Consider the following 23814-nt stretch of genomic DNA (forward strand, 5'->3'; position numbering starts at 1 on the left):
TCAAATCCATCCGCCGTCAAGCTGGATAACCTGCCCAGTAAGATAGCCGCTGTCACTGCATAAAGACTGTACCAGTGAGCCAACTTCCGCAGGTGTTCCAAGACGTCCGGCTGGAATTTCTTCTATTAAAGAAGCACGTTCATCTTCGCTTAAAAAAGCATTCATATCTGTATCAATTGCACCGCAGGCAATGGCATTGACCTGAATATTGCTCGGTGCAAGTTCCTTTGCCAGTGCGCGGGTTAAGGCATTAACAGCTCCTTTAGAAGCGCTGTATGCGGCTTCGCAGCTTGCACCTGCAATCCCCCAGACTGAAGAAATGTTAATGATTTTTCCACATTTTTCATGTACCATATGCGGAATGGCAAAATGGCAGCAGTTATAAACAGAGCCGACATTTGTATCCATCAGCCGCATCCAGTCTGCGCGTGACAAATCCTGAAAAAGTCCGATTATAGAAATTCCTGCATTATTTATGAGAATATCTACACCACCAAAGGTCTGTTTAATATCCCCAAACATTTTTTCCGTTTGTGTATAGTCGCTCACATCGGCAGGAAAAATAGCACATTTTGCACCGCCCTTACATACCAGCGCCTTTGTTTCATTTAACTGTTTCACATTCTGACGACAGTTTAAGGCAACCTGCCAGCCTTCCTTTGCAAAAGAGAGTGCAATGCCGCGGCCGATACCGCGGGAAGCTCCCGTAATTAAAACTGTTTTGCACATATCTGATATAAAACCTCGATTCTGAAAAATTTCAATATTGTAAATGCCGCATATCCGGCAAATCCCGGATCAAAATCCCCTGGATAAGGGTGTTGTACACTCTCTTGTCTACGCTCTGCTTTGACCCGGATATCATCATATATCTTACAGTAAAAAGAAAAAAGATTCAAACAAATGCACACAGTTGTTTGAATATAAATATTTCTCAAAAAATAATTGACAAAAAGGCGCTTGTGCAACTCTGCTAAAAACAAGAGGCATCTTTACACATCTCAAAAAATTATCGACATTCATTGACAAATTATTCCGAAGTTATCCCCACGCAAAAAGTCCGTTTTTTGCGTGAAAATAAGTTATGCACAGAGTTATCCACATTATCCACAATGGAATGTGTGTATTTCCACAATGGGGATAAGTTTGTAAAACAGAATACATGTTTTGTTAAAAAATCATAAATCGCAATTTTACGCAAAAAAACAGGGCGAAAAGGCTTGACAAATCTGTTGCATAGCCAGTAAAAAAGCCCATCTTATTTTTGAATAAAAAATATCATAAAAAAGAATAAATTGTGTGAATTTGCTTGTCTAAATCCAAAATTGTGTTATAATAAATACATCAGATAGATGGTGTTCATTAGCAATACCACGATGAAAATACACAATAAAGGAGTTGGACATCATGCGTTTTATTATTACAGGAAGAAATATCGATGTTACAGAAGGGTTAAAGTCAGCAGTAGAAGAAAAGCTTGGTAAGCTTGACAGATTCTTTGCTCCAGAAACAGAAGTGAACGTAACTTTAAGCGTTGAGAAGGAAAGACAAAAAATAGAAGTCACGATTCCGGTCAAAGGCAATATTATCAGAAGCGAGCAGGTAAGCAGCGATATGTATGTTTCCATCGATTTGGTAGAAGAAGTTATCGAACGTCAGCTCAAAAAGTACAAGAATAAGATCGTAGACAAGCATCAGAATGCAGCAGCATTTGCTCAGGAATTTGTAGATAAAGACTACAATGATGAAGATGAAGTAAAGATTATTCGTACAAAGAGATTTGGCATTAAGCCAATGGATCCGGAAGAAGCATGTGTACAGATGGAATTATTAGGACATAACTTCTATGTATTCTTCAATTCAGAAACAGAAGAAGTCAATGTCGTGTATAAGAGAAAAGGCAACACATACGGACTCATTGAACCGGAACTGGATTAGTTCTTCATAAAACTAAATAAATAAGCGAAAGAAGCCGGCAGTACGGGATTGGATGATTTTCCGTACTGCCGGTTTTTTATGTCAGTCATAATGTGAAATTTATGTAAAACAGAAGAAAGGGCGGGAATCCCAGTGAAAGAGCGGCGCGTTTTACTTGCCTAATTATGGAATGAGTGGTACAATAGAGCAATGTGGCATAGTGTATCAGGGATACGCCCAATCGTTGAAATTGAAATGCCGGTTGCGCGGCGGAATGGAGATTAAAATGGGATTAGCGCAAAAGTTATTTGGAACACACAGCCAGCATGAGCTGAAAAGAATTGCACCAATTGCTGACAAAGTGGAAAGCTATCGTGACACAATGATGGCATATAGTGACGAAGAATTAAAAGGAAAGACCAAAGAATTTAAGGAAAGATTAAAAAAAGGGGAAACTCTTGATGATATTTTACCGGAAGCCTATGCGGTTGTCCGGGAAGCCGGACGCAGGGTCCTTGGCATGGAACATTACAGAGTACAGATTATCGGTGGTATTATTCTGCATCAGGGACGTATTGCAGAGATGCGTACCGGTGAAGGTAAGACACTCGTTTGTACCCTTCCGGCATATTTAAATGCCCTGACAGAAGAAGGCGTACTTGTTGTTACTGTCAATGACTATCTTGCAAAGCGAGATGCAGAGTGGATGGGACAGATTCATCAGTTTTTAGGACTGACGGTCGGCATTGTCCTTCATGATTTAAAAGAAGAAGAACGAAAAGCAGCATATGCCTGTGATATTACATATGTAACCAACAATGAACTTGGTTTTGATTATCTGCGTGATAACATGGCAATTTATAAAGAACAGCTGGTACTTAGAAATCTCAAGTACTGTATCATCGATGAAGTCGATTCTGTATTAATTGATGAGGCAAGAACACCGCTTATCATTTCAGGACAGAGCGGTAAGTCTACGAAGCTTTATGAATTGTGTGATGTCCTTGCACGCCAGTTACAGCGCGGTGAATACAAGGGCGAGATGACTAAGATGCAGGCAATCATGCAGGAAGAAATGGAAGAAGACGGTGACTTTATCGTTAATGAAAAGGACAAGGTTGTCAACCTTACCGAGCAGGGTGTCCACAAGGTTGAACAGTTCTTCCACATTGACAACTACGCAGACCCGGAAAATCTGGAAATCCAGCATAATGTGACACTGGCACTGCGTGCACACAACCTGATGTTTAAGGATAAAGACTACGTTGTAAAAGATGATGAAGTTTTAATCGTTGATGAATTTACAGGACGTATCATGCCGGGACGAAGATATTCAGACGGTCTGCATCAGGCAATTGAAGCGAAGGAACACGTAAAGGTTAAAAGAGAAAGTAAGACCCTTGCAACCATTACATTCCAGAATTTCTTTAACAAATTTGAAAAGAAAGCCGGTATGACCGGTACAGCGCTGACGGAAGAAAAAGAATTTCGTGAAATTTATAACATGGACGTTGTTGAAGTGCCGACGAACAGACCGGTTGCCAGAGTGGATTTAGAAGATGCCGTATACAAGACAAAAAAAGGCAAATTCAATGCGGTTGTTGAGTCTGTTATCGAATCCCATGAAAAGGGACAGCCGGTACTTGTTGGTACGATTACAATTGAAACTTCCGAGCTGTTAAGTGAAATGCTCCGCAAAAAAGGTATCCAGCATAACGTGTTAAATGCCAAGTACCATGAAAAAGAAGCGGAAATCGTTTCGCAGGCAGGTAAGCATGGTGCAGTTACGATTGCGACCAATATGGCAGGACGTGGTACGGATATTAAGCTGGATGAAGAAGCAAGGGCAGCAGGCGGTTTAAAAATTATCGGTACGGAACGCCACGAATCCCGACGAATTGATAACCAGCTGCGCGGTCGTGCAGGACGTCAGGGTGATCCGGGTGAATCAAGATTTTACATTTCACTTGAAGATGACTTGATGCGTCTGTTCGGACAGGAACGTTTAATGAACGTCTTTAATGCACTCGGCGTTGATGAAAACGAGCGGATTGAGCATAAGATGTTAAGCAGTGCGATTGAAAAAGCACAGAAGAAGATTGAAACCAATAATTACGGTATCCGAAGCCATCTGTTACAGTATGATCAGGTTATGAATGAACAGCGTGAAATCATTTATGCGGAGAGAAACCGCGTATTAAACGGCGAAAGTATGCGTAACTCTGTGATTAAGATGATTACGGACTTTGTAGAAAGTGTTGTCAACCGCTGCATCGGAGAAGATGCTTCACCGAAGGAATGGGATTACACAGAAATTAATGAATTATTACTGCCGACCATTCCGTTAGAACCGGTTGTATATGATGAATCGATTAAGAATAAGAATGAATTACTGCATACATTAAAGGAAAAGGCTTTGAAAATGTATGAAGACAAAGAAGCACAGTTTCCTGAACCGGAACAGATCCGTGAAATCGAGCGTGTCGTATTATTAAAGGTTATCGACAGAAAGTGGATGGATCATATCGATGATATGGACCAGTTAAAGCAGGGTATCGGTCTTCAGGCATACGGACAGCGTGATCCGGTTGTACAGTACAAGGTGATGGGCTACGATATGTTTGATGCCATGACAACTGCGATTACGGAAGATACGGTAAGACTGCTCATGCATATTCAGGTAGAGCAGAAAGTAGAACGTGAGCAGGTAGCCAAAGTAACGGGAACCAATAAAGATGAAGGTGCTTCCGTAAAAGGTCCTGTAAAGCGTGTGGAAAAAAAGGTTTATCCAAACGACCTGTGTCCGTGCGGCAGTGGCAAAAAGTATAAAAACTGCTGTGGAAGACAGGCATAAATATTGATTGTGAGGTATGGAAAGTGGTAGAATTAGACCAGTATCGATACAAAATATCAGATTATGATAAGCCGCTTCAACAGATTAAAAATTCACTGGACTTAGATAATAAGCAGAAAAGAATTGAAGAACTGGAGGCGGATATGGAAGCGCCGGGCTTCTGGGACGATACGGAAAAGTCCCAGAAGGCGATGAAAGAATTAAAAGCCTTAAAGGATTCTTTTGAAAAATATGATGCTTTAGTCCGGGGACTGGAAGATACAAAAACGCTGATTGAGATGGCAGAGGAGGAAAATGATGCCTCCCTTCTGCCGGAAATTGACAGTGAAATTACGACATTTGAAGAACATCTGGAAGAACTGCGCATAGAAACCCTGCTGTCAGGCGAATACGACAGAAGCAATGCGATTCTGACACTGCATGCAGGGGCGGGTGGCACGGAAAGCTGTGACTGGTGCCAGATGCTGATGCGTATGTATACGAGATGGGCAGAACGCAAAGGATACACAACTGAAGTGATTGACTATCTTGAAGGTGAAGAAGCCGGTGTAAAGTCAGTTACGATAGAGATTTCAGGACCGGATGCCTACGGACATTTAAAGTCCGAGCATGGCGTACACCGTTTAGTCCGTATTTCACCGTTTAATGCGGCAGGAAAAAGGCAGACCTCGTTTGTATCGTGTGATGTTATGCCGGATATTGATGAAAATATAGACATAGAGATTAATCCGGATGATCTGCGGATTGATACGTATCGTTCCAGTGGTGCCGGCGGTCAGCATATCAACAAGACGTCTTCTGCAATCCGTATCACGCATCTTCCGACAGGAATTGTTGTACAGTGCCAGAATGAACGTTCACAGCATCAGAACAAAGATAAAGCAATGCAGATGTTAAAGGCAAAACTGTATTTGTTAAAGCAGCAGGAAAATGCCGAAAAGACCTCGGATATCCGTGGAGATGTCAAGGACATCAATTTCGGTAACCAGATACGCAGTTATGTTTTACAGCCTTATACAATGGTAAAAGACCACAGAACCAATAAAGATGTGGGAAATGCCCAGAGTGTTTTGGATGGAAACATTGATCCTTTTATCAATGCTTATTTAATCTGGCTGAGTACCGGTAAAAAGGCAGAATAAAAATGCGGACAAAAGAGCAGGATTGTGTGCATAAGATATAGAAATGTGTACACAGCCGGCTGTCAGAATGGAGGAAAGTATGGCAAATTATGTAAAACCAGTGGTATTCCTTTTGGGGAAAGAAATGTATGGCGTGGATATTAATCTGGTACAGTCAATTGAAAAAGATTTAAATGTTGTTCCTGTGCCGAATTCACAGAGTTATATTAAAGGAATTGTCAACATGAGAAATGAAGTCATTCCGGTATACAGCCTTGCAAGAAAATTTGGAAAAGAGCAAGAAGCAACAGCAGAAAGTACGATTATCATTAGTTCGGGCGGATTAAAGCTTGCACTGGAAGTGGATGAAGTGCTTGAAATTAATGATATTGATGAAAGTCATATTCTGCCAATGCCGTCCATGTTAGTCAAAGCAGATACACAGTATTTGGACCGGGTTGCCAATGTAGATGGTAAATTAATTTTATTACTTGATGTTGAAAAACTGCTTTCAGATGATGAAGCAGAAGATGTGAAAAAAATTACAGAAGAACTGCAGAACGGGTAAAGCTTAAATTGCTGCAAGGGGACATGGAGGTGGCAATGATGAAAAATGAAACAAAGAAGCAGACATTTGACAGAAGTGCGGGGGTTCTGATGTCAATCAGCAGTCTGCCGTCCGATTACGGAATCGGAACAATGGGCAAAGCGGCATATGAATTTGCGGACTTTGTCAGAGCATGTAACCATAAGTACTGGCAGGTACTTCCAATCGGATCAACCACGTATGGCGACAGCCCGTATCAGTCCTATTCGGCATTCGCGGGTAATCCGTATTTTATAGACCTGGATATGCTCGCAGAAGACGGTTTATTGCTAAAAAGTGATATGCTGGCAGTTGACTGGGGTGACGGAAAAGTTCCGGTGCATATTTCAGAGGAAGAAGCCGGAAACGGAAACTTTACGCAGAATACCGATATCGGACTGGGTAATGAGTGTTATGTCAGCTATGAAAAAATGTATCAGAACCGTTTTGCGGTACTGCGAAAAGCATTTGAAAGCTATAAAGCGGTACGCAGTGAAAGCAAGGTAAAGCTTGCAGCAGGACTGCCGGAGTATAAAAAGTATGATAATTTCATACGGGATAATGCAGACTGGATTGAAAATTATGCGCTGTTTATGGCGGTTAAAGAGCATTTTAACGGTGTTGTGTGGTCGGAATGGGACGATGATATCCGTTTCCGTACCGAAGAAGGATTAAAAAAATACCGCAGTCTGCTCGCGGATGATATTGATTTCTGGATATTTGTTCAGTATGAATTTGATAAGCAGTGGCAGAAGCTTAAAAATTATGTCAATAGTATTGGTGTTGAAATTATCGGAGATATTCCGATTTACATGGGCTATGACAGTGCCGATGTATGGGCAGAGTCGCAATATTTCCAGTTAAATGAAGACCGCCTGTGCGAAAAAGTGGCAGGTGTGCCGCCTGATGCCTTTTCGGATTTGGGACAGAAATGGGGTAATCCGCTCTACGACTGGGATACGCTGGAAAAAGATGATTTTTCGTGGTGGTATCGCCGGATGCACAAATCCGCACAGCTCTACGATGTCATCCGCATTGACCATTTTATCGGCATTGTGAAATATTATACAATCCCTGCGGATATGCCGGATGCAAGACAGGGTGAATACTGCATGGGACCGGGAAAGAAATTAACCGATGTCATCAACCGTGCAATCGGCGATAAAAAGATTATTGCGGAAGACTTAGGTGTATCGGTACCGGAGGTCAATGAACTCTTAGAAGAAAATAACTATCCGGGAATGAAAGTACTGGAATTTGCGTTTGGCGGCGACAGAAAGAATCCGCATCTTCCACATAATTACACGCAGAATTGTGTGGTTTACGGCGGAACGCATGACAATGAAACATTGATGGGCTATTTTATCGAGCATCCGGACTGGGAACTCGGTTATGCGTATGACTATCTGGATACAAGGGATAAAGAACGTATGGTAGATCAGGTGTTCCGTGCCGCTTACGGCAGTGTTGCCAATCTTGTCATCTTTGCGGTGCAGGATATTTTAAAGCTTGGCAACTGGGCACGCATGAATACGCCGTCCACACTTGGCACGAACTGGAAGTGGCGTATGAAAAAAGGCGAATTAAATGACAGTCATATCAAAGATATGCGCTATCTGGCGAGTGTCTTTGGCAGAGAGAACAGCTGACAATCAGTACGGTACATGGAATGTTGTCAACGGACACGTAGAGTAGCAAATTGGCAGCTGCCATAAGATAAAAAGAACAGTTTCACACTGATAAGGGGATATTAAATATGCCCGGCAGTGAAACTGTTCTTTTTTGTATGTTCAAAAAATGATAACCGTGTTGGTATTTTTTTCTTGCATTTATCAGTAGAGTATGTTACTATTCTTTGCGGGGAATACAGTTGTCTTTTATGCGCGAACACTGAAAAACACTTGTATTTCCTACACAGACACAAACAATAAGATGGTGGATTATGGACGAAAATATTAAATATTATGTTGTAAAGCAGAAAGCACTGCCGGAGGTTCTGTTAAAAGTTGCACAGGCAAACCGGCTTATTGAAACAAAGGGGATTTCTGTTGCGGATGCCACAGAACAGGTTGGTATCAGCAGAAGTTCTTATTACAAATATAAAGAAGATATTTTTCCATTCCGTGATAACGTGAAAGGAAAAACAATCACATTTGTCCTTTCAATGGACGATGAACCGGGATTGTTGTCACTGGTGTTGAAAAAAGTTGCAGAATTTCATGCAAATATTTTAACAATTCATCAGACTATACCGGTAAACGGCGTCGCATCGCTGACATTGAGTGTGGATATTCTGCCAAGCACCGGAGATTCTTCAAAGATGATTGAGGAGATTGAACAGCTTCCGGGTGTGCGGTATTTAAAAATATTAAGTCGCGAATAGGAAAGGGTAGAGACGATGGCAAAAATTGCAGTATTAGGTTATGGAACAGTCGGTTCAGGTGTTGTTGAAGTACTTGAAACCAACAAAAATTCAATTGAAAAACGTGCAGGAGAAGGCATTGAGGTAAAATATGTCCTCGATTTAAGAGATTTTCCGGGCGACCCGGTTCAGGAAAAGATTGTACATGATGTAGACATCATTATTCAGGATAAAGAAATTGATGTTGTTGTTGAAGTTATGGGCGGCATTGAACCGGCATTTACATTTGTAAAAAAAGCACTGGAAGCCGGAAAGAGTGTCTGTACTTCCAATAAGGCACTGGTTGCGGAACACGGACCGGAGCTGCTTGCAATGGCAAAGGAAAGAAACTTAAACTTCATGTTTGAAGCATCTGTCGGCGGAGGTATTCCGATTATCCGTCCGTTAAACCAGTCACTCACAGCTGATGAGATTACACAGATTACCGGTATTTTAAACGGAACAACCAACTACATTTTAACAAAGATGAGCCAGGAAGGCAGTTCTTATGAAGATGTATTAAAGGAAGCACAGGATTTAGGCTATGCGGAGCGCAATCCGGAAGCGGATGTGGAAGGCTATGATACCTGCCGTAAGATTGCGATTCTGACATCGCTTGCATTCGGTTCAACCGTAAAGTTTGAAGAAATCCAGACAGAAGGCATTACAAAGATTTCAACAGCCGATTTTGCATATGCGGAAAAGCTTGGCTGTGTTGTCAAACTGCTTGCAACAAGCTTTAAGAAAGATGAAAAGGTTTATGCGATTACAGCACCGTTTTTAATTGATGCTACACATCCGCTCTATAATGTCAATGACGTCTTAAACGGCATTTATATTCATGGAAATGTCATTGGTGACGTGATGTTCTTCGGAGCAGGTGCAGGAAAGCTTCCGACAGCCAGTGCGGTTGTTGCGGATGTTGTAGACTGCGTAAAGCATAAGGGCAGAAATGTCATGACACTCTGGAGCTATGAAAAGTTAGAACTTGGCAGTGCAATGGAAGTAGAACGCACTTTCTTTGTAAGAATTAAAGACAGAGCGGCGCTTGAAAAAGCAAAAGAAGCATTCCACGCAGTACAGACAGTTACGGTAGACGGACTGGATGATGAATTTGGTCTTGTAACAGCCAATATGACAGAACAGGCATTTGCACAGGCAGCAGCACAGTTTGATGTTGCCGGCAGAATCCGTTTTGATAAAACAACCATTTAAAACAAAAAACTGACGGTTACAGTAAATGAGAAGGAAATGAGGAAAAGAAAATCATGAAGTATTTAATCGTTTTAGGCGATGGAATGGCAGATAAGAATATTCCTGAACTTGACAACCGTACACCCCTTGACTATGCAGACACGCCGGCAATGGATAAGTATTCAAAATTATCCGAAATCGGCATGGTGCGCACCGTACCGGAAGGTATGGCACCGGGAAGTGATACGGCAAATCTTTCTGTATTGGGCTACAATCCGAGAGAATATTATACGGGACGTTCTCCACTCGAAGCGTTAAGCATCGGTGTGGATATGAAACCGACCGATGTGGCACTGCGCTGTAATATCGTTACGGTATCCACAGACGACCTTCCATATGAAGAAAAAACGATTATTGACCACAGTTCAAGCGAAATCTCAACAGAAGATGCGGCTGTATTACTGGAAGCGGTCCGTAAAGAATTAGAAACGGATATTTATAAATTCTATGTTGGAACAAGCTACAGACATTTAACCATCTGGGACAAGGGTGAAGTTGTAGAACTGACACCGCCGCATGATGTACTTGGACAGGTCATCGGACAGTATCTGCCAAAGACAGAAGCGCTGCGTGAAATGATGAAGAAAAGCTATGACATTTTATCAAATCACCCAATCAATGTAGAACGCATGAAAAAGGGCTTAAATCCTGCCAATTCCATCTGGTTCTGGGGTGCAGGCACACGTCCGGCACTGGCACCGTTTGTTGAAAAGACGGGACATACCGGTGCAATGATTTCTGCGGTAGATTTATTAAAGGGGATTGCAGTCGGCGCGGATATGAAGGTTGTTGAGGTAGAAGGCGCAAATGGCGGACTCGATACCAATTATGAAGGAAAAGCCGATGCAGCAGTAGAAGCACTGTTAAAAGATGATTTGGATTTTGCATACATTCATCTGGAAGCCCCGGACGAAATGGGACATCAGGGCAGCTTTGAGCGCAAGGTGCAGGCAATCGAAAATCTCGACAAGCGCATTATTAAGCGTGTGACAGAGCAGTTAGAAGCGGCAGGAACGGATTTCAGAATGTTAGTTCTTCCGGACCATCCGACACCGGTAGCCATCAGAACCCATGTATCAGACCCGGTTCCGTATATGCTCTATGACAGCACAAACAAGCAGAGCCACACATGGAATTACAATGAAAAAGAGGCGCAGGAAAGCGGCAATTATATCGACAAAGGATATACAATCATCAATCATTTATTTGAAAAATAACAGAGAAAGGCAGTTACATAAAAATGGTAAAAGTAGTTAAATTTGGCGGAAGTTCATTAGCAAGTGCAGAGCAGTTTAAGAAGGTTGGCAACATTATCCGTGCCGAAGAGAGCAGAAGATATGTTGTGCCGTCTGCACCGGGAAAGCGTTTTTCAGAGGATACGAAAGTAACGGATATGCTCTACAAATGCTATGCCGAAGCAGAAGAAGGCAAAAATTTTGATAAATCCTTAAAGGCAATCAAGGAACGTTACAACGAAATCATCAAGGGGCTCGGCTTAAAGCTTTCCTTAGAAGAACAGTTTGAAACAATTAAGAAGCAGTTTGCTGCAAAGGCCGGCAAGGACTATGCAGCTTCCCGCGGTGAATATTTAAACGGTATCATCATGGCAAATTACCTCGGCTATGAATTTATTGATGCAGCAACCGTAATCTGCTTTGATAAAAATGGTGAATTTGAATCTGAAAAAACCAATCAAGTGATGAGCGAACGTCTTGCAAATACAGAAAATGCCGTTATTCCGGGCTTCTACGGTGCAATGCCAAACGGTCAGGTAAAGACATTTTCAAGAGGCGGTTCCGATGTAACCGGTTCTATCGTGGCAAGAGCTTTAAAGGCAGATGTATATGAAAACTGGACAGATGTTTCCGGTTTCCTTGTAGCAGATCCAAGAATCGTAGAAAATCCAAAGCCGATTGCGATTATTACTTATAAGGAATTAAGAGAATTATCTTACATGGGTGCTTCCGTATTACACGAATCCGCAATCTTCCCGGTAAGAAAAGAAGGAATTCCGATTAATATCCGCAACACCAATGCACCGGAAGATAAGGGTACAATGATTGTAGAAACGACCTGCAGTATCCCGGAATGTATCATTACAGGTATTGCAGGAAAGAAGGGCTTTGTAGCAATCAACATTGATAAGGATATGATGAACTCTGAAATCGGTTTCGGTAGAAAAGTACTTCAGGTATTTGAAGATAACGGTATTTCATTTGAGCATATGCCGTCAGGAATCGACACCATGACAGTCATTGTACATCAGGATGAATTTGTGGAAAAAGAACAGAAGGTGCTTGCAGAACTGCACAGAGCCGTGAATCCGGACAGCATTGAATTAGAGTCAAACCTCGCATTAATCGCTGTTGTGGGACGCGGTATGAAAAACAGTGTCGGTAATGCAGCAAATGTAATTTCTGCACTGTCCAATGCGAAGATTAATGTTAAAATGATTGATCAGGGATCAAGCGAATTAAATATTATCGTCGGTGTAAGAAACCGCTACTTTGAAGCGGCAATCCGCGCAATCTATGATGTATTTATTCCACAGAAGTAAAAAATAAAGAAAAAACGGCAGTTTTTGCAAAGCTGGTGTAGCGGAGTAATCCAATACAGATTTGCAGAAACTGCCGTTTGTTATTGATGCTGCCTATGCACGTGGCTCGACAGCATAGACGGACATATATTCCTGCATATAATTTATTAAACTTGGGTCATGCAGAATGGAAAGCATCATAACAAAGAAAAATAACATTAAAACAATGCCGGAAATGCCAAGACATAAACCAGCAATCGCTTTTCCTTCAAAACGTCCAATGCGGCTGCGGGAAAGGATTGCCAGTACAATTGCTGAAATCGTACATGGCAGACTGATGTAATACACTATGGAAGTCACACAGCCTGCAATGGCTAAAATCAGTGAAAAAGTCGCAAGCTTATCCTTTGGTTTAGTCGGCGGCACCGGATAGTAATTATTAAAATAATTCTGATTCGGATGCTGGTTTCCATTTATATTCTGATTTTGATTTGTATTGTTATTGTCATTCCAGTTATTCGGGTCGTAATTATCCATGAAATCCTCCTTAATTTGCATATATTTATGATATTGGAGTCGAAACCCCTGATAATAATACCTGCGGATTGTTCCGTGCTTTGCATTTTTGCAATTATTGGTATCATTTTATAATCTTATCATAAGGTATGATGGATTGCAAATCAGCCGCAGCTCAAAGTTGCGAAACCTCTCCCAAACTGGTATAATAATAAGAATTCAGAAAAAAAGGGAAGAAAAAGGAGAACGTCACACGAATGGACATTATCAAGAAGATAGCAGAAGAATTACAGATAAAGGCAACACAGGCGGAAGCCGCTGTCAGGCTGATTGACGAGGGTTGTACGATTCCGTTTATTGCAAGATACCGTAAAGAAGCAACAGGCGCATTAAATGATGAGCAGTTAAGAAATTTAGATGAAAGACTGCGTTACCTGCGCAATCTTGAAGATAGAAAAGAACAGGTAATCGCAAGCATTGAAGAACAGGGGAAATTAACAGACGAGTTAAAGCAGCAGATTCTGGCGGCAGAAACAATGGTACTCGTAGAGGATTTATATCGTCCATATAAGCAGAAAAGAAGAACAAGAGCGACAATTGCCAAAGAAAAAGGCTTAGAACCGCTGGCAGAATTTATTTTACAGCAAAATACCGACAAGCCGTTAGAGGAGGAAGCCGCCAAGTACATCAGTACGGAAGAAGGAAAAGAAGTAGCCGATGCCAAAGCGGCAATTGCGGGTGCAATGGATATTATTGCAGAGCAGATTTCCGATGTGGCAGACTACAGAACATATATCCGTGATATTACAATGAAAGAGGGGAAACTCATTTCTATTGCCAAAGATGAAAAAGCAGAATCGGTTTATGAAACCTACTATGACTACAATGAAAGCTTAAGCACCGTTCCGGGACACAGAATCCTTGCGATTAACCGTGGTGAAGCGGAAAAGTTTTTAACGGTCAAGATTGAGGCACCGGAAGAACGCATTTTAAGATATCTGGAAAAACAGGTGCTGACATCGGAAAATGAATTTACAGCGCCGGTATTAAAAGCAACAATCGCAGATGCGTATGACAGACTGATCGCACCGGCAATCGAGCGTGAAATTCGCAGCAGTCTGACGGAAAAAGCAGAAGATGGCGCAATCAAAGTATTCGGCAAAAACTTAGAACAGCTTTTATTACAGCCACCGATTGCAGGAAAAGTCGTACTCGGCTGGGACCCGGCATTCCGTACAGGCTGTAAGCTTGCTGTGGTGGATGCAACGGGAAAGGTGCTGGATACAAAGGTCATCTATCCGACAGAGCCGCACAATAAGGTTGAAGAATCCAAGCGTGAAGTAAAAAAACTCATTGACAAATATCATGTAACGCTTATTTCCTGCGGGAACGGAACGGCTTCCAGAGAATCCGAAAAAATTATTGCGGACATGATTAAAGAAATGAATTTAAACGATGTGGATTACATCATTACCAATGAAGCCGGTGCTTCCGTATATTCGGCAAGTAAGCTGGCAACAGAGGAATTTCCTGATTTTGACGTAGCACAGCGTAGTGCGGTATCCATTGCAAGACGTGTGCAGGACCCGCTGGCAGAGCTTGTAAAGATTGAACCGAAGTCGATTGGTGTGGGACAGTATCAGCATGATATGAATCAGAAAAAGTTAAGCGAAACCCTGACCGGTGTCGTAGAAGACAGTGTAAATAAAGTCGGTGTTGATTTAAATACAGCATCCGCTTCATTATTGGAATACATTTCAGGTATTTCCAAGGCAGTTGCAAAAAATATTGTAGACTACCGTGAAACTAACGGTAGATTTACGAACAGAAAGCAGCTGTTAAAGGTGGCAAAGTTAGGACCAAAGGCATTTGAACAGTGTGCGGGCTTTATGCGCATTACAGGCGGTGACAATCCGTTAGATGCAACAAGTGTCCACCCGGAAAGCTACGAAGCAGCAAAGAAGCTGCTGGCGTTAATGGGGTATGACAGCAATTCCATTACTTCCGGTGAATTAATTGGTTTAAGAAGCAAAGTTCACAATTTAAAAGAACTCTCCGAAAAGCTTGAAATCGGTGAAATGACCTTAGAGGATATTATCAAGGAACTTGAAAAGCCGGGACGTGACCCAAGAGAAGAAATGCCAAAGCCGATTTTACGCAAAGATGTCTTAGAAATGAAAGACTTGCAGCCGGGCATGATTTTAAAGGGAACGGTAAGAAATGTCATTGATTTTGGTGCATTTGTAGACATTGGTGTACATCAGGACGGACTGGTACACATTTCACAGATGAGAAGTGACAGACGTGTCGAACATCCGTTAGACGTTGTCAGTGTCGGTGATATCGTAGATGTCCGTGTAATTGAAGTGGATGCCAATAAAGGCAGAATTGCACTTTCTATGATTTTGGATGAAAAAGAAGCGCAGAATAAAAAGATAAGCAGACCGGCAAAAGACCGCCGGACAAAAAAGGACCGTCCGAAAAAACAGGAAGGACTGAATCTGAGCGGATTGTCAAAATTTATGCACTAAAAAAGAGTAAAGATTGTCCGGATAATGCCGGGGCTGAATTAAGAAAGGAAAAGTTATGAGTGAATCGAACAAGCCACAGGGCTTACAGGTGCAGTTTGAAACACAGGTTACCGAACAGGATTTGATGAATTTTAAATTATACCACAATTACCACAGTGTCGGCGGTGTGGCAGGACTGTTGTTTGGGATTGTCGCACTGATTATCTGTGTAGTATCCGTAGGCCAGGTCAACATTTCCTATACACTGATGATGGGCTTTTTTGGGCTCTTTTTTACCGTGTATACACCGATTGGCATGAAATTAAAAGTGAAACAGCAGATGAAAACCGTTGCAGCTTTTAAAGAACCTGTCCGATATACAGTTACAGAAGAAAAGATTTTGTTACAGCAGGGGGCGGTGACCGAAGAAATGCTCTGGGAAGACATTTTTAAGATTAAATGTACAGGAAAAAGTCTTGTTTTATATATTACCAGTGTCCGTGCTAATATCATTCCATTGCGTGACATCGGTGATGAACTGGATGCGTTTCTTACAATTGCAGAGAAAAAATTGAAGCCGTTTCAGATAAAAGTGGGAGACAGATATGGTCATAGAAACAACTAGCGCAAAAGAAACCTTTGAAGCCGGATACAGGCTGGCACAGTCCGTACATCCGGGACAGATTTACTGCTTAAACGGCGATTTGGGTGTCGGCAAAACCGTATTTACGCAGGGCTTTGCCAAAGGACTTGGGATTGAAGAACCGATTAACAGCCCGACCTTTACGATTGTACAGGAGTATCATGAAGGCAGACTGCCGTTGTACCATTTTGATGTATACCGCATTGCCGATGTCAGTGAAATGGATGAAATCGGTTATGAAGAATACTTTTTTTCAGATGGTGTATGCCTGATAGAATGGGGAACGCTCATAGAAGAACTGCTCCCTGACAGCACAATAACTATTACGATAGAAAAAGATTTGCAGAAAGGCTTCGACTATCGTAAAATAACGATTTCAAATGGAGAAAAACAATGAGAATTCTGGCAATAGAAAGTTCCGCAGTTACTGCTTCTGTTGCAATTTTAACAGATGACGTACTGACGGCAGAATATACGGTAAATTATAAAAAAACACATTCACAGACACTGCTTCCGATGATTGATGAAATTTGTAAAATGACGGAAACAGAGCCGGAAAGTTTTGATTTGATTGCTGTATCACAGGGACCGGGTTCTTTTACCGGACTGCGTATCGGTGCGGCAACAGGAAAAGGCATTGCACTGGCACTGGATAAAAAAATGGTCGCAGTGCCGACCTTAAAAGCAATGGCATATAATGTCAGTGAAACAGACTGCCTGATTTGTCCGGTAATGGATGCAAGAAGACAGCATTTATATACGGCGCTGTACCGGCTGGATAAAGACGGGAAACCACAGGAAGTATTGGCACAGAGCCTGTTATCCTATGAAGAACTGATAAAGCTTTTAAATGAGAAAAATGAACCGGTACTCTTTATCGGCGATGGTGTTGTACCGGCAAAACAGGCATTTGAAGAAGGTCTTACCTGTGCTTATAAAATCGCTCCGGCGCATATCTGCACCCAGCGCGCAGGCAGTGTGGCGCTTGCGGCAAAAGATATGGCAGAAGCGGGAGAGGTCATTTTATCAGACGCATTCCATCCGGAATATTTAAGACCGTCACAGGCAGAAAGGGAGTTGAAGCGTGGAACAGTTTCAAATTCGTGAAATGCGTGAAACAGATATTGCACAGGTCGAAGCAATAGAACAGGAAATTTTTTCTGTACCGTGGTCGGAAGAATCTTTTCTTTCCGCCTGCACAACGCCTGAAAATATTTATCTGGTGTGCCTTGCAGGCGAAGAAGTTGCAGGCTACTGCGGATTGTGGAGTGTGCTTGGCGAAGGCAATATCACCAATATGGCAGTGGCAGAAAAATACCGCAGAAACGGAGTGGCGGAAGCGCTGATGAAAGAAATGGAAGAACGCGGCAGACAAAAAGACGTGACGATATTTTTTCTTGAAGTGCGTGAAAGCAATGATGCAGCGCGCAGGCTCTATGAAAAAATGGGATATGAACAAATCGGTGTCCGTAAAAATTTTTACGAGAAGCCGGCGGAAAATGCCATAATCATGTCAAAAGGCTGGCGTACGGCATAGGAAAGGTGTATACTAAAATTAGAAAAGGAAAGACTAAGAAAAATGTTAGATGTATGTTTACTAGGTACAAGCGGAATGCTTCCGTTGCCGGGAAGATGGCTGACATCGCTGTTGCTGCGTTATAACGGCAGCAGTATGTTAATCGACTGCGGCGAGGGAACACAGATTGCAATAAAAGAAAAGGGCTGGAGCTTTCATCCGATTGATGTCATCTGCTTTACACATTACCATGCAGACCATATCAGCGGACTTCCGGGACTTTTACTGACAATCGGCAATTCCGACAGGACAGAACCGGTAACACTCATCGGGCCAAAAGGGCTTTCAAGAGTGGTTTCCGCACTGAGGGTCATTGCACCGGAGCTTCCGTATGAATTGCGTTTTATTGAATTGAGTGAATCCAGAGAACATATTTCTATCAATGGATATGAAATAGATGCATTTAAAGTGAATCATGCTGTGACCTGTTACGGTTATGCGGTAAATATTCCGCGGATCGGCAAGTTTGACGTTGAAAAAGCAAAGGCACTTGAGATCCCTCAGAAAGCATGGAACCGCTTGCAGCACGGCAGTACAGTAGAACTGGACGGCAGGGTGTATACACCGGATATGGTCATGGGTGCACCAAGAAAAGGTCTGAAAGTGACTTATTGTACGGACAGCAGACCGGTGAAGTCTATTTCAGAAAATGCACAGGGCTCGGATTTGTTTATCTGCGAGGGCATGTACGGCGAGAAAGGTAAAGAAAGTAAAGCAAGGGAATATAAACATATGACCTTTGTAGAAGCTGCACATCTTGCCCGGGAAGCACAGGTGAAAGAAATGTGGTTGACACATTTTAGTCCGTCACTGGTGCGCCCCGCAGATTATGTAGCAGGAATACAGAAGATATTTCCGAATGTTCAGGCAGGTACAGACGGTAAAACGGTAGAGCTTGGCTTTGAAGATTAGGAAAGGGCAGCTGCAAAGGAGGTAGCGTTATGAAAAAGTATGCAAGAGTCACAATCGCAATTTTAATCATGGCAGCATTGGGCGTTGGATATTACTATTACTTGTCCAACAGACAGCCGCGGCAGGATGCGACACAGCAGTCGCTGGTGAATGAACAGCTTGCCCAGTTAAAGACAAAAAATATTGAACAGAATTACCCGGAATCCGTAAAAGAAGTGGTCAATCTGTTTATGCGCATCAGTAAAATGTATTACACATCCAGCGTATCCGATGAGGATTTAGGCATTCTTGCAAGTCAGGCACGTCTGCTATTTGATGATGAGTTAAAGAGCAAACAGACCGATGCAGAATACCTTGAAAGTTTAAAGCAGGATATAGCGGATTATAAGAAGGTCAACAGATACATTTCTGATTTCAAACTTGAAGGCAGTTCAAATGTAAAGTACAAGACCTTAAACGGTCAGAAGTATGCTACAATTCTTGGACTGTACTATATCCGGGAAGGCAGCGGACTGGAGTATTCCTATACAAAGTTTACACTGCGTGAAGATGCGCAGGGACACTGGAAGCTCCTGTACTGGGAACTGGCAGATGAATCAGACATTAATGAATAAAAAGTAGGAAAAGGTCATGGAAAACAAAGACGTATTAATACTGGCAATCGAAAGCTCCTGCGATGAAACGGCAGCTGCGGTTGTAAAAAACGGAAGAACGGTATTATCCAGTGTGATTAATTCACAGATTGATATTCACACGCTTTACGGCGGTGTTGTGCCGGAAATTGCTTCCAGAAAACATATTGAAAATATTAATCCGGTTATCGAACTGGCATTAAAGCAGGCAGATGTCACGCTGGATGATATTACGGCAATTGGTGTTACGTATGGACCGGGGCTTGTCGGTGCATTGCTTGTTGGTGTTGCAGAGGCGAAAGCCATTGCATTTGCAAAGAAAAAGCCGCTGGTTGGTGTACACCATATTGAAGGCCATATTTCAGCAAATTATATCGAACATCCTGATTTAGAGCCGCCGTTTGCGGCACTGGTGGTGTCGGGAGGACATACTCACCTTGTTATGGTAAAAGATTACGGCACATATGAAATTATCGGGCGGACAAGAGATGATGCGGCAGGAGAAGCATTTGATAAAGTGGCGCGTGCCGTAGGTCTGGGATATCCTGGAGGCCCGAAGGTTGACAAGCTGGCCAAAGAGGGCAATCCCCATGCAATCGAATTTCCGCGGGCACATGTTGACGATGCACCGTATGATTTCTCATTCAGCGGAATCAAGTCCGCTGTATTAAACTACATCAATTCCTGTGAAATGAAGCAGATTGAGATTAATAAGGCAGATTTAGTGGCATCATTCCAAAATGCAGTTGTAGAAGCACTTGTTTCAAGAGCAATCCGTCTGACAGAGGAAATGCACATTAAAAAGCTTGCCATTGCGGGCGGTGTGGCATCCAATTCTGCACTGCGTGCGGCACTCACAAGGGAATGTGACAGCCACGGTATTCAGTTTTATTCACCGTCGCCGATTCTCTGTACAGACAATGCGGCAATGATTGGTGCGGCTGCATACTATGAATACATGCGCGGAACACGGCACGGATACGATTTGAATGCCGTTCCGAATTTAAAACTTGGAGAGCGGTAATCGGACAATGAAGTGCAGAATGTCTGCGGAATAGAGGAGCATATGAAAAAAATTGCGGTTGTACTGGCAGGCGGACGCGGCAGCAGAATGAACAGTGACATTCCAAAGCAGTATCTGATGTTAAAAGACCGGCCGGTACTTTATTATGCCTTAAAGGCATTTCAGGACAGCGATATTGATAGTATTGTATTGGCGGCAGGTGAAAATGATTTGGAAATGTGCCGCACACAGATTGTTGAAAAATACGGCATAAATAAAGTCATGGCAATTGTCGCAGGCGGCGCACAGCGGTATGATACAGTATACAATGCACTGAAAGCGGCGCAGGAGCTGGCAATAGATACAGCACCAGAAGAGGTGCTGATTTATATCCATGACGGTGCAAGGCCGTGTATCAGCCGGGAAATTATAAAAAACTGCGAAGAAGCCGCATTACAATATGGTGCCTGTACGGCAGCAGTCCCGGTTAAGGATACCATTAAGGTGGTCAGTCCGGAAGGCTTTGCAGTTGATACACCGGACAGAAATACGTTGTGGCTGATTCAGACGCCTCAGGTATTCCGCAGTGACATTATAAGCAGTGCGTATGCAAAAATGTATGCGGATACAGACAGAGGTACGATTACAGATGATGCCATGCTTGTAGAACGTTATACGGACGTTCCGGTCAAAATGGCAATGGGCGCATACACAAATATAAAAATTACAACGCCGGAAGACATGGGGATTGCGGCGCAGTATCTTTAAAAAATAAAAACCAGAATAGAACAGGTTGTTTAAGAGGGTAATTAGCACAAGGTGCATGATTATAGAATAATGGAATGCTGTAAAATACAGCGGAATGGAGGAGTTACACAATGGAACAGACAATTCCGTATAAGATTTATCTGGAAGAACAGGAAATGCCAAAGCAATGGTACAATGTACGCGCTGATATGAAAAAGAAACCGGCGCCGATTTTAAATCCACAGACTTTAAAACCGGTTACAGTCGATGAATTATCGGCTATTTTTTGTACAGAGCTTGCAAAGCAGGAACTGGATGATACAACACCGTATTTTGATATCCCGCAGGAAATCAGGGATTTCTATAAAATGTATCGCCCGTCACCGTTAGTACGGGCATACTGTCTTGAAAAGAAGTTAGGCACACCGGCACACATTTATTACAAATTTGAAGGAAATAACACATCCGGCAGTCATAAACTCAATTCTGCAATTGCACAGGCATACTATGCAAAACAGCAGGGATTAAAGGGAGTTACAACAGAGACAGGTGCAGGACAGTGGGGAACAGCACTTTCGATGGCATGTTCTTATTTTGATTTAGATTGTCAGGTTTATATGGTAAAGTGTTCTTATGAGCAGAAACCGTTCAGACGTGAAGTTATGCGTACATATGGTGCATCTGTAACCCCGTCACCGTCTATGAAGACCAATGTCGGACGTAAAATCAATGAAGAATTTCCGGGAACAACAGGAAGCCTTGGCTGTGCGATTTCAGAAGCAGTTGAAGCAGCAACAAGTCAGGAAGGTTATCGTTATGTATTAGGTTCTGTGCTGACACAGGTATTATTACATCAGTCTATTATCGGTCTTGAAACCAAGGCGGCACTGGACAAATACGGTGTAAAGGCAGATATGATTATTGGCTGTGCAGGCGGCGGTTCTAATCTCGGTGGATTAATCTCTCCGTTTGCAGGACAGATGCTGCGCGGGGAAGCCGATTACAAGTTGATTGCAGTCGAACCGGCATCCTGCCCAAGTCTTACAAGAGGAAAATACGCATACGATTTCTGTGATACAGGTAAAGTATGCCCATTAGCAAAAATGTATACACTCGGCAGTGGATTTATTCCGTCCGCAAACCACGCAGGCGGACTGCGTTATCATGGAATGAGTTCTGTAGTTTCCGAATTATACGACCAGGGACTCATTGAAGCAAGAAGCGTAGAACAGACAGAAGTATTTAAGGCAGCAGAACAGTTTGCACGGATTGAAGGAATTCTTCCGGCACCGGAAAGCAGTCATGCAATTAAAGTGGCAATTGATGAAGCACTCAAGTGCAAAGAAACCGGTGAAGAAAAGAATATTGTATTCGGACTTACAGGTACAGGCTACTTCGATATGTTTGCATATCAGCGTTACAACGACCATGAAATGTCAGATTACATTCCGACAGACGAAGAACTGCAAAAGTCACTGTCTACCCTTCCTGTAGTAGAGTAGGAGTATCAGTGTAATCAAAAATCCGGTATACAGAACGGATTCGTACGGATACAGAGTGCCTGCGGTAGGAGAGCAGGAAAAAGACAGGATATATAACTTCGTGCCTGCCGGGCAGTGCGGACGGTATTTGGATAAAATATCCGGCGGAACAGTGAAAGTATTAGAACTGTTTCTGCCGGATATTTTAAATGAAAGTACATTTTTGACAGTCTACAAATGAATTGTCCGGTATATTGGAAACAAAAGAGAGCAAAAAGCGGGGAAAGGCGTAAAATAAAAAGGAAGCATAATATACGTAAAAACAGCGTAAAAAGGCGGTGTGAGAGCAGAAAAACAGCGGATAAATAAAAAAGTTGAAAAAATTGAAAAAAGTTGTTGACAAGTAGCAGACGAGGTGATATTATAAACAAGTCGTCAGCGATGAGCAACAACGCAGACATGACAAAAAGAATATGGAGAGGTACCGAAGTGGTCATAACGGGGCGGTCTTGAAAACCGTTTGTCTTCACGGGCGCATGGGTTCGAATCCCATCCTCTCCGCTTCCAAAGCACTTATGCAGATAAGTGCTTTTGTTTTCCTAAGAGCTGAATATGAAAAATGACAGGCGCGAAGGTGTCGTATCTTAATGATACATTAGGAGAAGTACCCAAGAGGCTGAAGGGACACCCCTGGAAAGGGTGCAGGTCGGTAACACGGCGCGAGGGTTCAAATCCCTCCTTCTCCGTTCACATCATTGATGTTTCTTGTTTTTGGTTAAACAAACACGATGATGTAAAGAAAATAAAAAATATCAAAAAAGTTGTTGACAAATAATGACAAGCATGATATTCTATTAAAGCTGTCGGCGCTGATAAAAAACGCAGGCAACAATATGAACATTGATAACTGAACAGTAAAACAACCCTGAAAATTCTTTGAAATTTTCAATTTACGAACTGACATCAAATAAGAGATTATAAGATGTCATCCTTTAAGACAGTAAGTTTTAACGGAAACTAAACTATTGAAGCTAGTTTGTTCAAAACTGGCGGACAAACACTTTTTATGAGAGTTTGATCCTGGCTCAGGATGAACGCTGGCGGCGTGCTTAACACATGCAAGTC

At 42.4% G+C, this 23814-nt stretch carries 22 protein-coding genes, 2 tRNA genes and 1 rRNA gene; 23 read left to right on the plus strand and 2 right to left on the minus strand.

What is annotated here, in order from left to right; translation table 11 throughout:
* Window positions 1-729 carry an elongation factor P 5-aminopentanone reductase gene (gene ymfI, locus LI288_RS12015; RefSeq protein ID WP_227090569.1) on the minus strand — a complete coding sequence of 243 codons (729 nt, stop codon included), beginning with the start codon at window positions 727-729 and terminating at the stop codon, window positions 1-3.
* A 678-nt stretch (window positions 730-1407) separates the two neighbouring features.
* Here ymfI and hpf point away from each other — a divergent pair.
* The 9 genes from hpf to LI288_RS12060 all read left to right on the plus strand — a co-directional run bounded on the left by hpf (window position 1408) and on the right by LI288_RS12060 (window position 12690).
* On the plus strand, window positions 1408-1938 hold the full coding sequence (gene hpf / locus LI288_RS12020; RefSeq protein WP_022432717.1) for a ribosome hibernation-promoting factor, HPF/YfiA family: 531 nt from the start codon (window positions 1408-1410) through the stop codon (window positions 1936-1938).
* A 265-nt stretch (window positions 1939-2203) separates the two neighbouring features.
* Complete coding sequence (gene secA, locus LI288_RS12025; RefSeq protein WP_022432718.1) at window positions 2204-4771, plus strand: preprotein translocase subunit SecA; 2568 nt, start codon at window positions 2204-2206, stop codon at window positions 4769-4771.
* 23 nt (window positions 4772-4794) lie between these two features.
* On the plus strand, window positions 4795-5913 hold the full coding sequence (gene prfB, locus LI288_RS12030; RefSeq protein ID WP_022432719.1) for a peptide chain release factor 2: 1119 nt from the start codon (window positions 4795-4797) through the stop codon (window positions 5911-5913).
* A 79-nt stretch (window positions 5914-5992) separates the two neighbouring features.
* Window positions 5993-6460: a chemotaxis protein CheW gene (locus LI288_RS12035; RefSeq protein WP_022432720.1), complete on the plus strand. Its 468-nt coding sequence runs from the start codon at window positions 5993-5995 to the stop codon at window positions 6458-6460.
* Window positions 6461-6495: 35 nt separating this feature from the next.
* Window positions 6496-8127 (plus strand): 4-alpha-glucanotransferase, encoded by a 1632-nt coding sequence (gene malQ / locus LI288_RS12040; protein WP_227090572.1) that lies wholly within the window; start codon window positions 6496-6498, stop codon window positions 8125-8127.
* A 293-nt stretch (window positions 8128-8420) separates the two neighbouring features.
* Window positions 8421-8861, plus strand: a complete 441-nt coding sequence (locus tag LI288_RS12045; RefSeq protein ID WP_022432722.1) for an ACT domain-containing protein — start codon at window positions 8421-8423, stop codon at window positions 8859-8861.
* Between the two features lie 15 nt (window positions 8862-8876).
* Window positions 8877-10094 (plus strand): homoserine dehydrogenase, encoded by a 1218-nt coding sequence (locus tag LI288_RS12050; protein WP_022432723.1) that lies wholly within the window; start codon window positions 8877-8879, stop codon window positions 10092-10094.
* 53 nt (window positions 10095-10147) lie between these two features.
* The gene (locus LI288_RS12055) at window positions 10148-11350 is read left to right on the plus strand and encodes a cofactor-independent phosphoglycerate mutase (RefSeq protein ID WP_022432724.1); all 1203 of its coding nucleotides are present in this window, start codon (window positions 10148-10150) and stop codon (window positions 11348-11350) included.
* Between the two features lie 23 nt (window positions 11351-11373).
* Entirely contained in the window at window positions 11374-12690 is a 1317-nt protein-coding gene (locus tag LI288_RS12060; protein ID WP_022432725.1) for an aspartate kinase, read from the plus strand.
* 93 nt (window positions 12691-12783) lie between these two features.
* Here the strand turns inward: LI288_RS12060 and LI288_RS12065 are convergent, their stop codons facing one another.
* Entirely contained in the window at window positions 12784-13206 is a 423-nt protein-coding gene (locus LI288_RS12065; protein WP_227090574.1) for a DUF4190 domain-containing protein, read from the minus strand.
* Between the two features lie 236 nt (window positions 13207-13442).
* On the opposite strand from LI288_RS12065, the gene LI288_RS12070 reads away from it, so the two are divergent.
* The 14 genes from LI288_RS12070 to LI288_RS12135 form a co-directional block, all read left to right on the plus strand.
* A complete protein-coding gene (locus LI288_RS12070) occupies window positions 13443-15716 on the plus strand; it encodes a Tex family protein (protein ID WP_227090576.1) in 2274 nt (757 codons plus the stop codon).
* Window positions 15717-15771: 55 nt separating this feature from the next.
* Window positions 15772-16320, plus strand: coding sequence for a YcxB family protein (locus LI288_RS12075; RefSeq protein ID WP_227090578.1), 549 nt, complete (start codon window positions 15772-15774; stop codon window positions 16318-16320).
* A complete protein-coding gene (gene tsaE, locus LI288_RS12080; RefSeq protein ID WP_022432729.1) occupies window positions 16301-16735 on the plus strand; it encodes a tRNA (adenosine(37)-N6)-threonylcarbamoyltransferase complex ATPase subunit type 1 TsaE in 435 nt (144 codons plus the stop codon). The genes LI288_RS12075 and tsaE overlap by 20 nt, the downstream gene beginning before the upstream one ends.
* A complete protein-coding gene (gene tsaB, locus LI288_RS12085; RefSeq protein ID WP_227090580.1) occupies window positions 16732-17445 on the plus strand; it encodes a tRNA (adenosine(37)-N6)-threonylcarbamoyltransferase complex dimerization subunit type 1 TsaB in 714 nt (237 codons plus the stop codon). Before tsaE ends, tsaB begins: the two co-directional genes overlap by 4 nt.
* Entirely contained in the window at window positions 17423-17875 is a 453-nt protein-coding gene (gene rimI / locus LI288_RS12090) for a ribosomal protein S18-alanine N-acetyltransferase (RefSeq protein WP_227090582.1), read from the plus strand. The genes tsaB and rimI overlap by 23 nt, the downstream gene beginning before the upstream one ends.
* 42 nt (window positions 17876-17917) lie before the next feature.
* Complete coding sequence (locus LI288_RS12095) at window positions 17918-18826, plus strand: ribonuclease Z (RefSeq protein WP_022432732.1); 909 nt, start codon at window positions 17918-17920, stop codon at window positions 18824-18826.
* A 29-nt stretch (window positions 18827-18855) separates the two neighbouring features.
* Entirely contained in the window at window positions 18856-19440 is a 585-nt protein-coding gene (locus LI288_RS12100) for a DUF6715 family protein (RefSeq protein ID WP_022432733.1), read from the plus strand.
* A 16-nt stretch (window positions 19441-19456) separates the two neighbouring features.
* Window positions 19457-20482, plus strand: a complete 1026-nt coding sequence (gene tsaD, locus LI288_RS12105) for a tRNA (adenosine(37)-N6)-threonylcarbamoyltransferase complex transferase subunit TsaD (RefSeq protein WP_227090584.1) — start codon at window positions 19457-19459, stop codon at window positions 20480-20482.
* A gap of 42 nt (window positions 20483-20524) precedes the next feature.
* Window positions 20525-21229, plus strand: a complete 705-nt coding sequence (gene ispD / locus LI288_RS12110) for a 2-C-methyl-D-erythritol 4-phosphate cytidylyltransferase (RefSeq protein ID WP_227090585.1) — start codon at window positions 20525-20527, stop codon at window positions 21227-21229.
* Window positions 21230-21339: 110 nt separating this feature from the next.
* The gene (locus LI288_RS12115; protein WP_227090588.1) at window positions 21340-22710 is read left to right on the plus strand and encodes a TrpB-like pyridoxal phosphate-dependent enzyme; all 1371 of its coding nucleotides are present in this window, start codon (window positions 21340-21342) and stop codon (window positions 22708-22710) included.
* 55 nt (window positions 22711-22765) lie between these two features.
* Complete coding sequence (locus LI288_RS12120; protein WP_227090590.1) at window positions 22766-22930, plus strand: hypothetical protein; 165 nt, start codon at window positions 22766-22768, stop codon at window positions 22928-22930.
* A gap of 234 nt (window positions 22931-23164) precedes the next feature.
* Window positions 23165-23250, plus strand: a tRNA-Ser gene (locus LI288_RS12125).
* A gap of 97 nt (window positions 23251-23347) precedes the next feature.
* Window positions 23348-23435 (plus strand) — tRNA-Ser (locus tag LI288_RS12130).
* Between the two features lie 316 nt (window positions 23436-23751).
* Window positions 23752-23814: ribosomal RNA gene (locus LI288_RS12135) — 16S ribosomal RNA — on the plus strand; the annotation flags it as partial.

The sequence above is a fragment of the Lachnospira pectinoschiza genome (assembly GCF_020564355.1).
Taxonomy (GTDB): Bacteria; Bacillota; Clostridia; order Lachnospirales; family Lachnospiraceae; genus Lachnospira; species Lachnospira intestinalis.

Excerpts from the sequence above, each read along its gene's own strand:
- ymfI (WP_227090569.1), bottom strand. The coding sequence starts at position 729 with ATGTGCAAAACAGTTTTAATTACGGGAGCTTCCCGCGGTATCGGCCGC.
- hpf (WP_022432717.1), top strand. The coding sequence starts at position 1,408 with ATGCGTTTTATTATTACAGGAAGAAATATCGATGTTACAGAAGGGTTA.
- secA (WP_022432718.1), top strand. The coding sequence starts at position 2,204 with ATGGGATTAGCGCAAAAGTTATTTGGAACACACAGCCAGCATGAGCTG.
- LI288_RS12035 (WP_022432720.1), top strand. The coding sequence starts at position 5,993 with ATGGCAAATTATGTAAAACCAGTGGTATTCCTTTTGGGGAAAGAAATG.
- malQ (WP_227090572.1), top strand. The coding sequence starts at position 6,496 with ATGATGAAAAATGAAACAAAGAAGCAGACATTTGACAGAAGTGCGGGG.
- LI288_RS12045 (WP_022432722.1), top strand. The coding sequence starts at position 8,421 with ATGGACGAAAATATTAAATATTATGTTGTAAAGCAGAAAGCACTGCCG.
- LI288_RS12050 (WP_022432723.1), top strand. The coding sequence starts at position 8,877 with ATGGCAAAAATTGCAGTATTAGGTTATGGAACAGTCGGTTCAGGTGTT.
- LI288_RS12055 (WP_022432724.1), top strand. The coding sequence starts at position 10,148 with ATGAAGTATTTAATCGTTTTAGGCGATGGAATGGCAGATAAGAATATT.
- LI288_RS12060 (WP_022432725.1), top strand. The coding sequence starts at position 11,374 with ATGGTAAAAGTAGTTAAATTTGGCGGAAGTTCATTAGCAAGTGCAGAG.
- LI288_RS12065 (WP_227090574.1), bottom strand. The coding sequence starts at position 13,206 with ATGGATAATTACGACCCGAATAACTGGAATGACAATAACAATACAAAT.
- LI288_RS12070 (WP_227090576.1), top strand. The coding sequence starts at position 13,443 with ATGGACATTATCAAGAAGATAGCAGAAGAATTACAGATAAAGGCAACA.
- LI288_RS12075 (WP_227090578.1), top strand. The coding sequence starts at position 15,772 with ATGAGTGAATCGAACAAGCCACAGGGCTTACAGGTGCAGTTTGAAACA.
- tsaE (WP_022432729.1), top strand. The coding sequence starts at position 16,301 with ATGGTCATAGAAACAACTAGCGCAAAAGAAACCTTTGAAGCCGGATAC.
- tsaB (WP_227090580.1), top strand. The coding sequence starts at position 16,732 with ATGAGAATTCTGGCAATAGAAAGTTCCGCAGTTACTGCTTCTGTTGCA.
- LI288_RS12095 (WP_022432732.1), top strand. The coding sequence starts at position 17,918 with ATGTTAGATGTATGTTTACTAGGTACAAGCGGAATGCTTCCGTTGCCG.
- LI288_RS12100 (WP_022432733.1), top strand. The coding sequence starts at position 18,856 with ATGAAAAAGTATGCAAGAGTCACAATCGCAATTTTAATCATGGCAGCA.
- tsaD (WP_227090584.1), top strand. The coding sequence starts at position 19,457 with ATGGAAAACAAAGACGTATTAATACTGGCAATCGAAAGCTCCTGCGAT.
- ispD (WP_227090585.1), top strand. The coding sequence starts at position 20,525 with ATGAAAAAAATTGCGGTTGTACTGGCAGGCGGACGCGGCAGCAGAATG.
- LI288_RS12115 (WP_227090588.1), top strand. The coding sequence starts at position 21,340 with ATGGAACAGACAATTCCGTATAAGATTTATCTGGAAGAACAGGAAATG.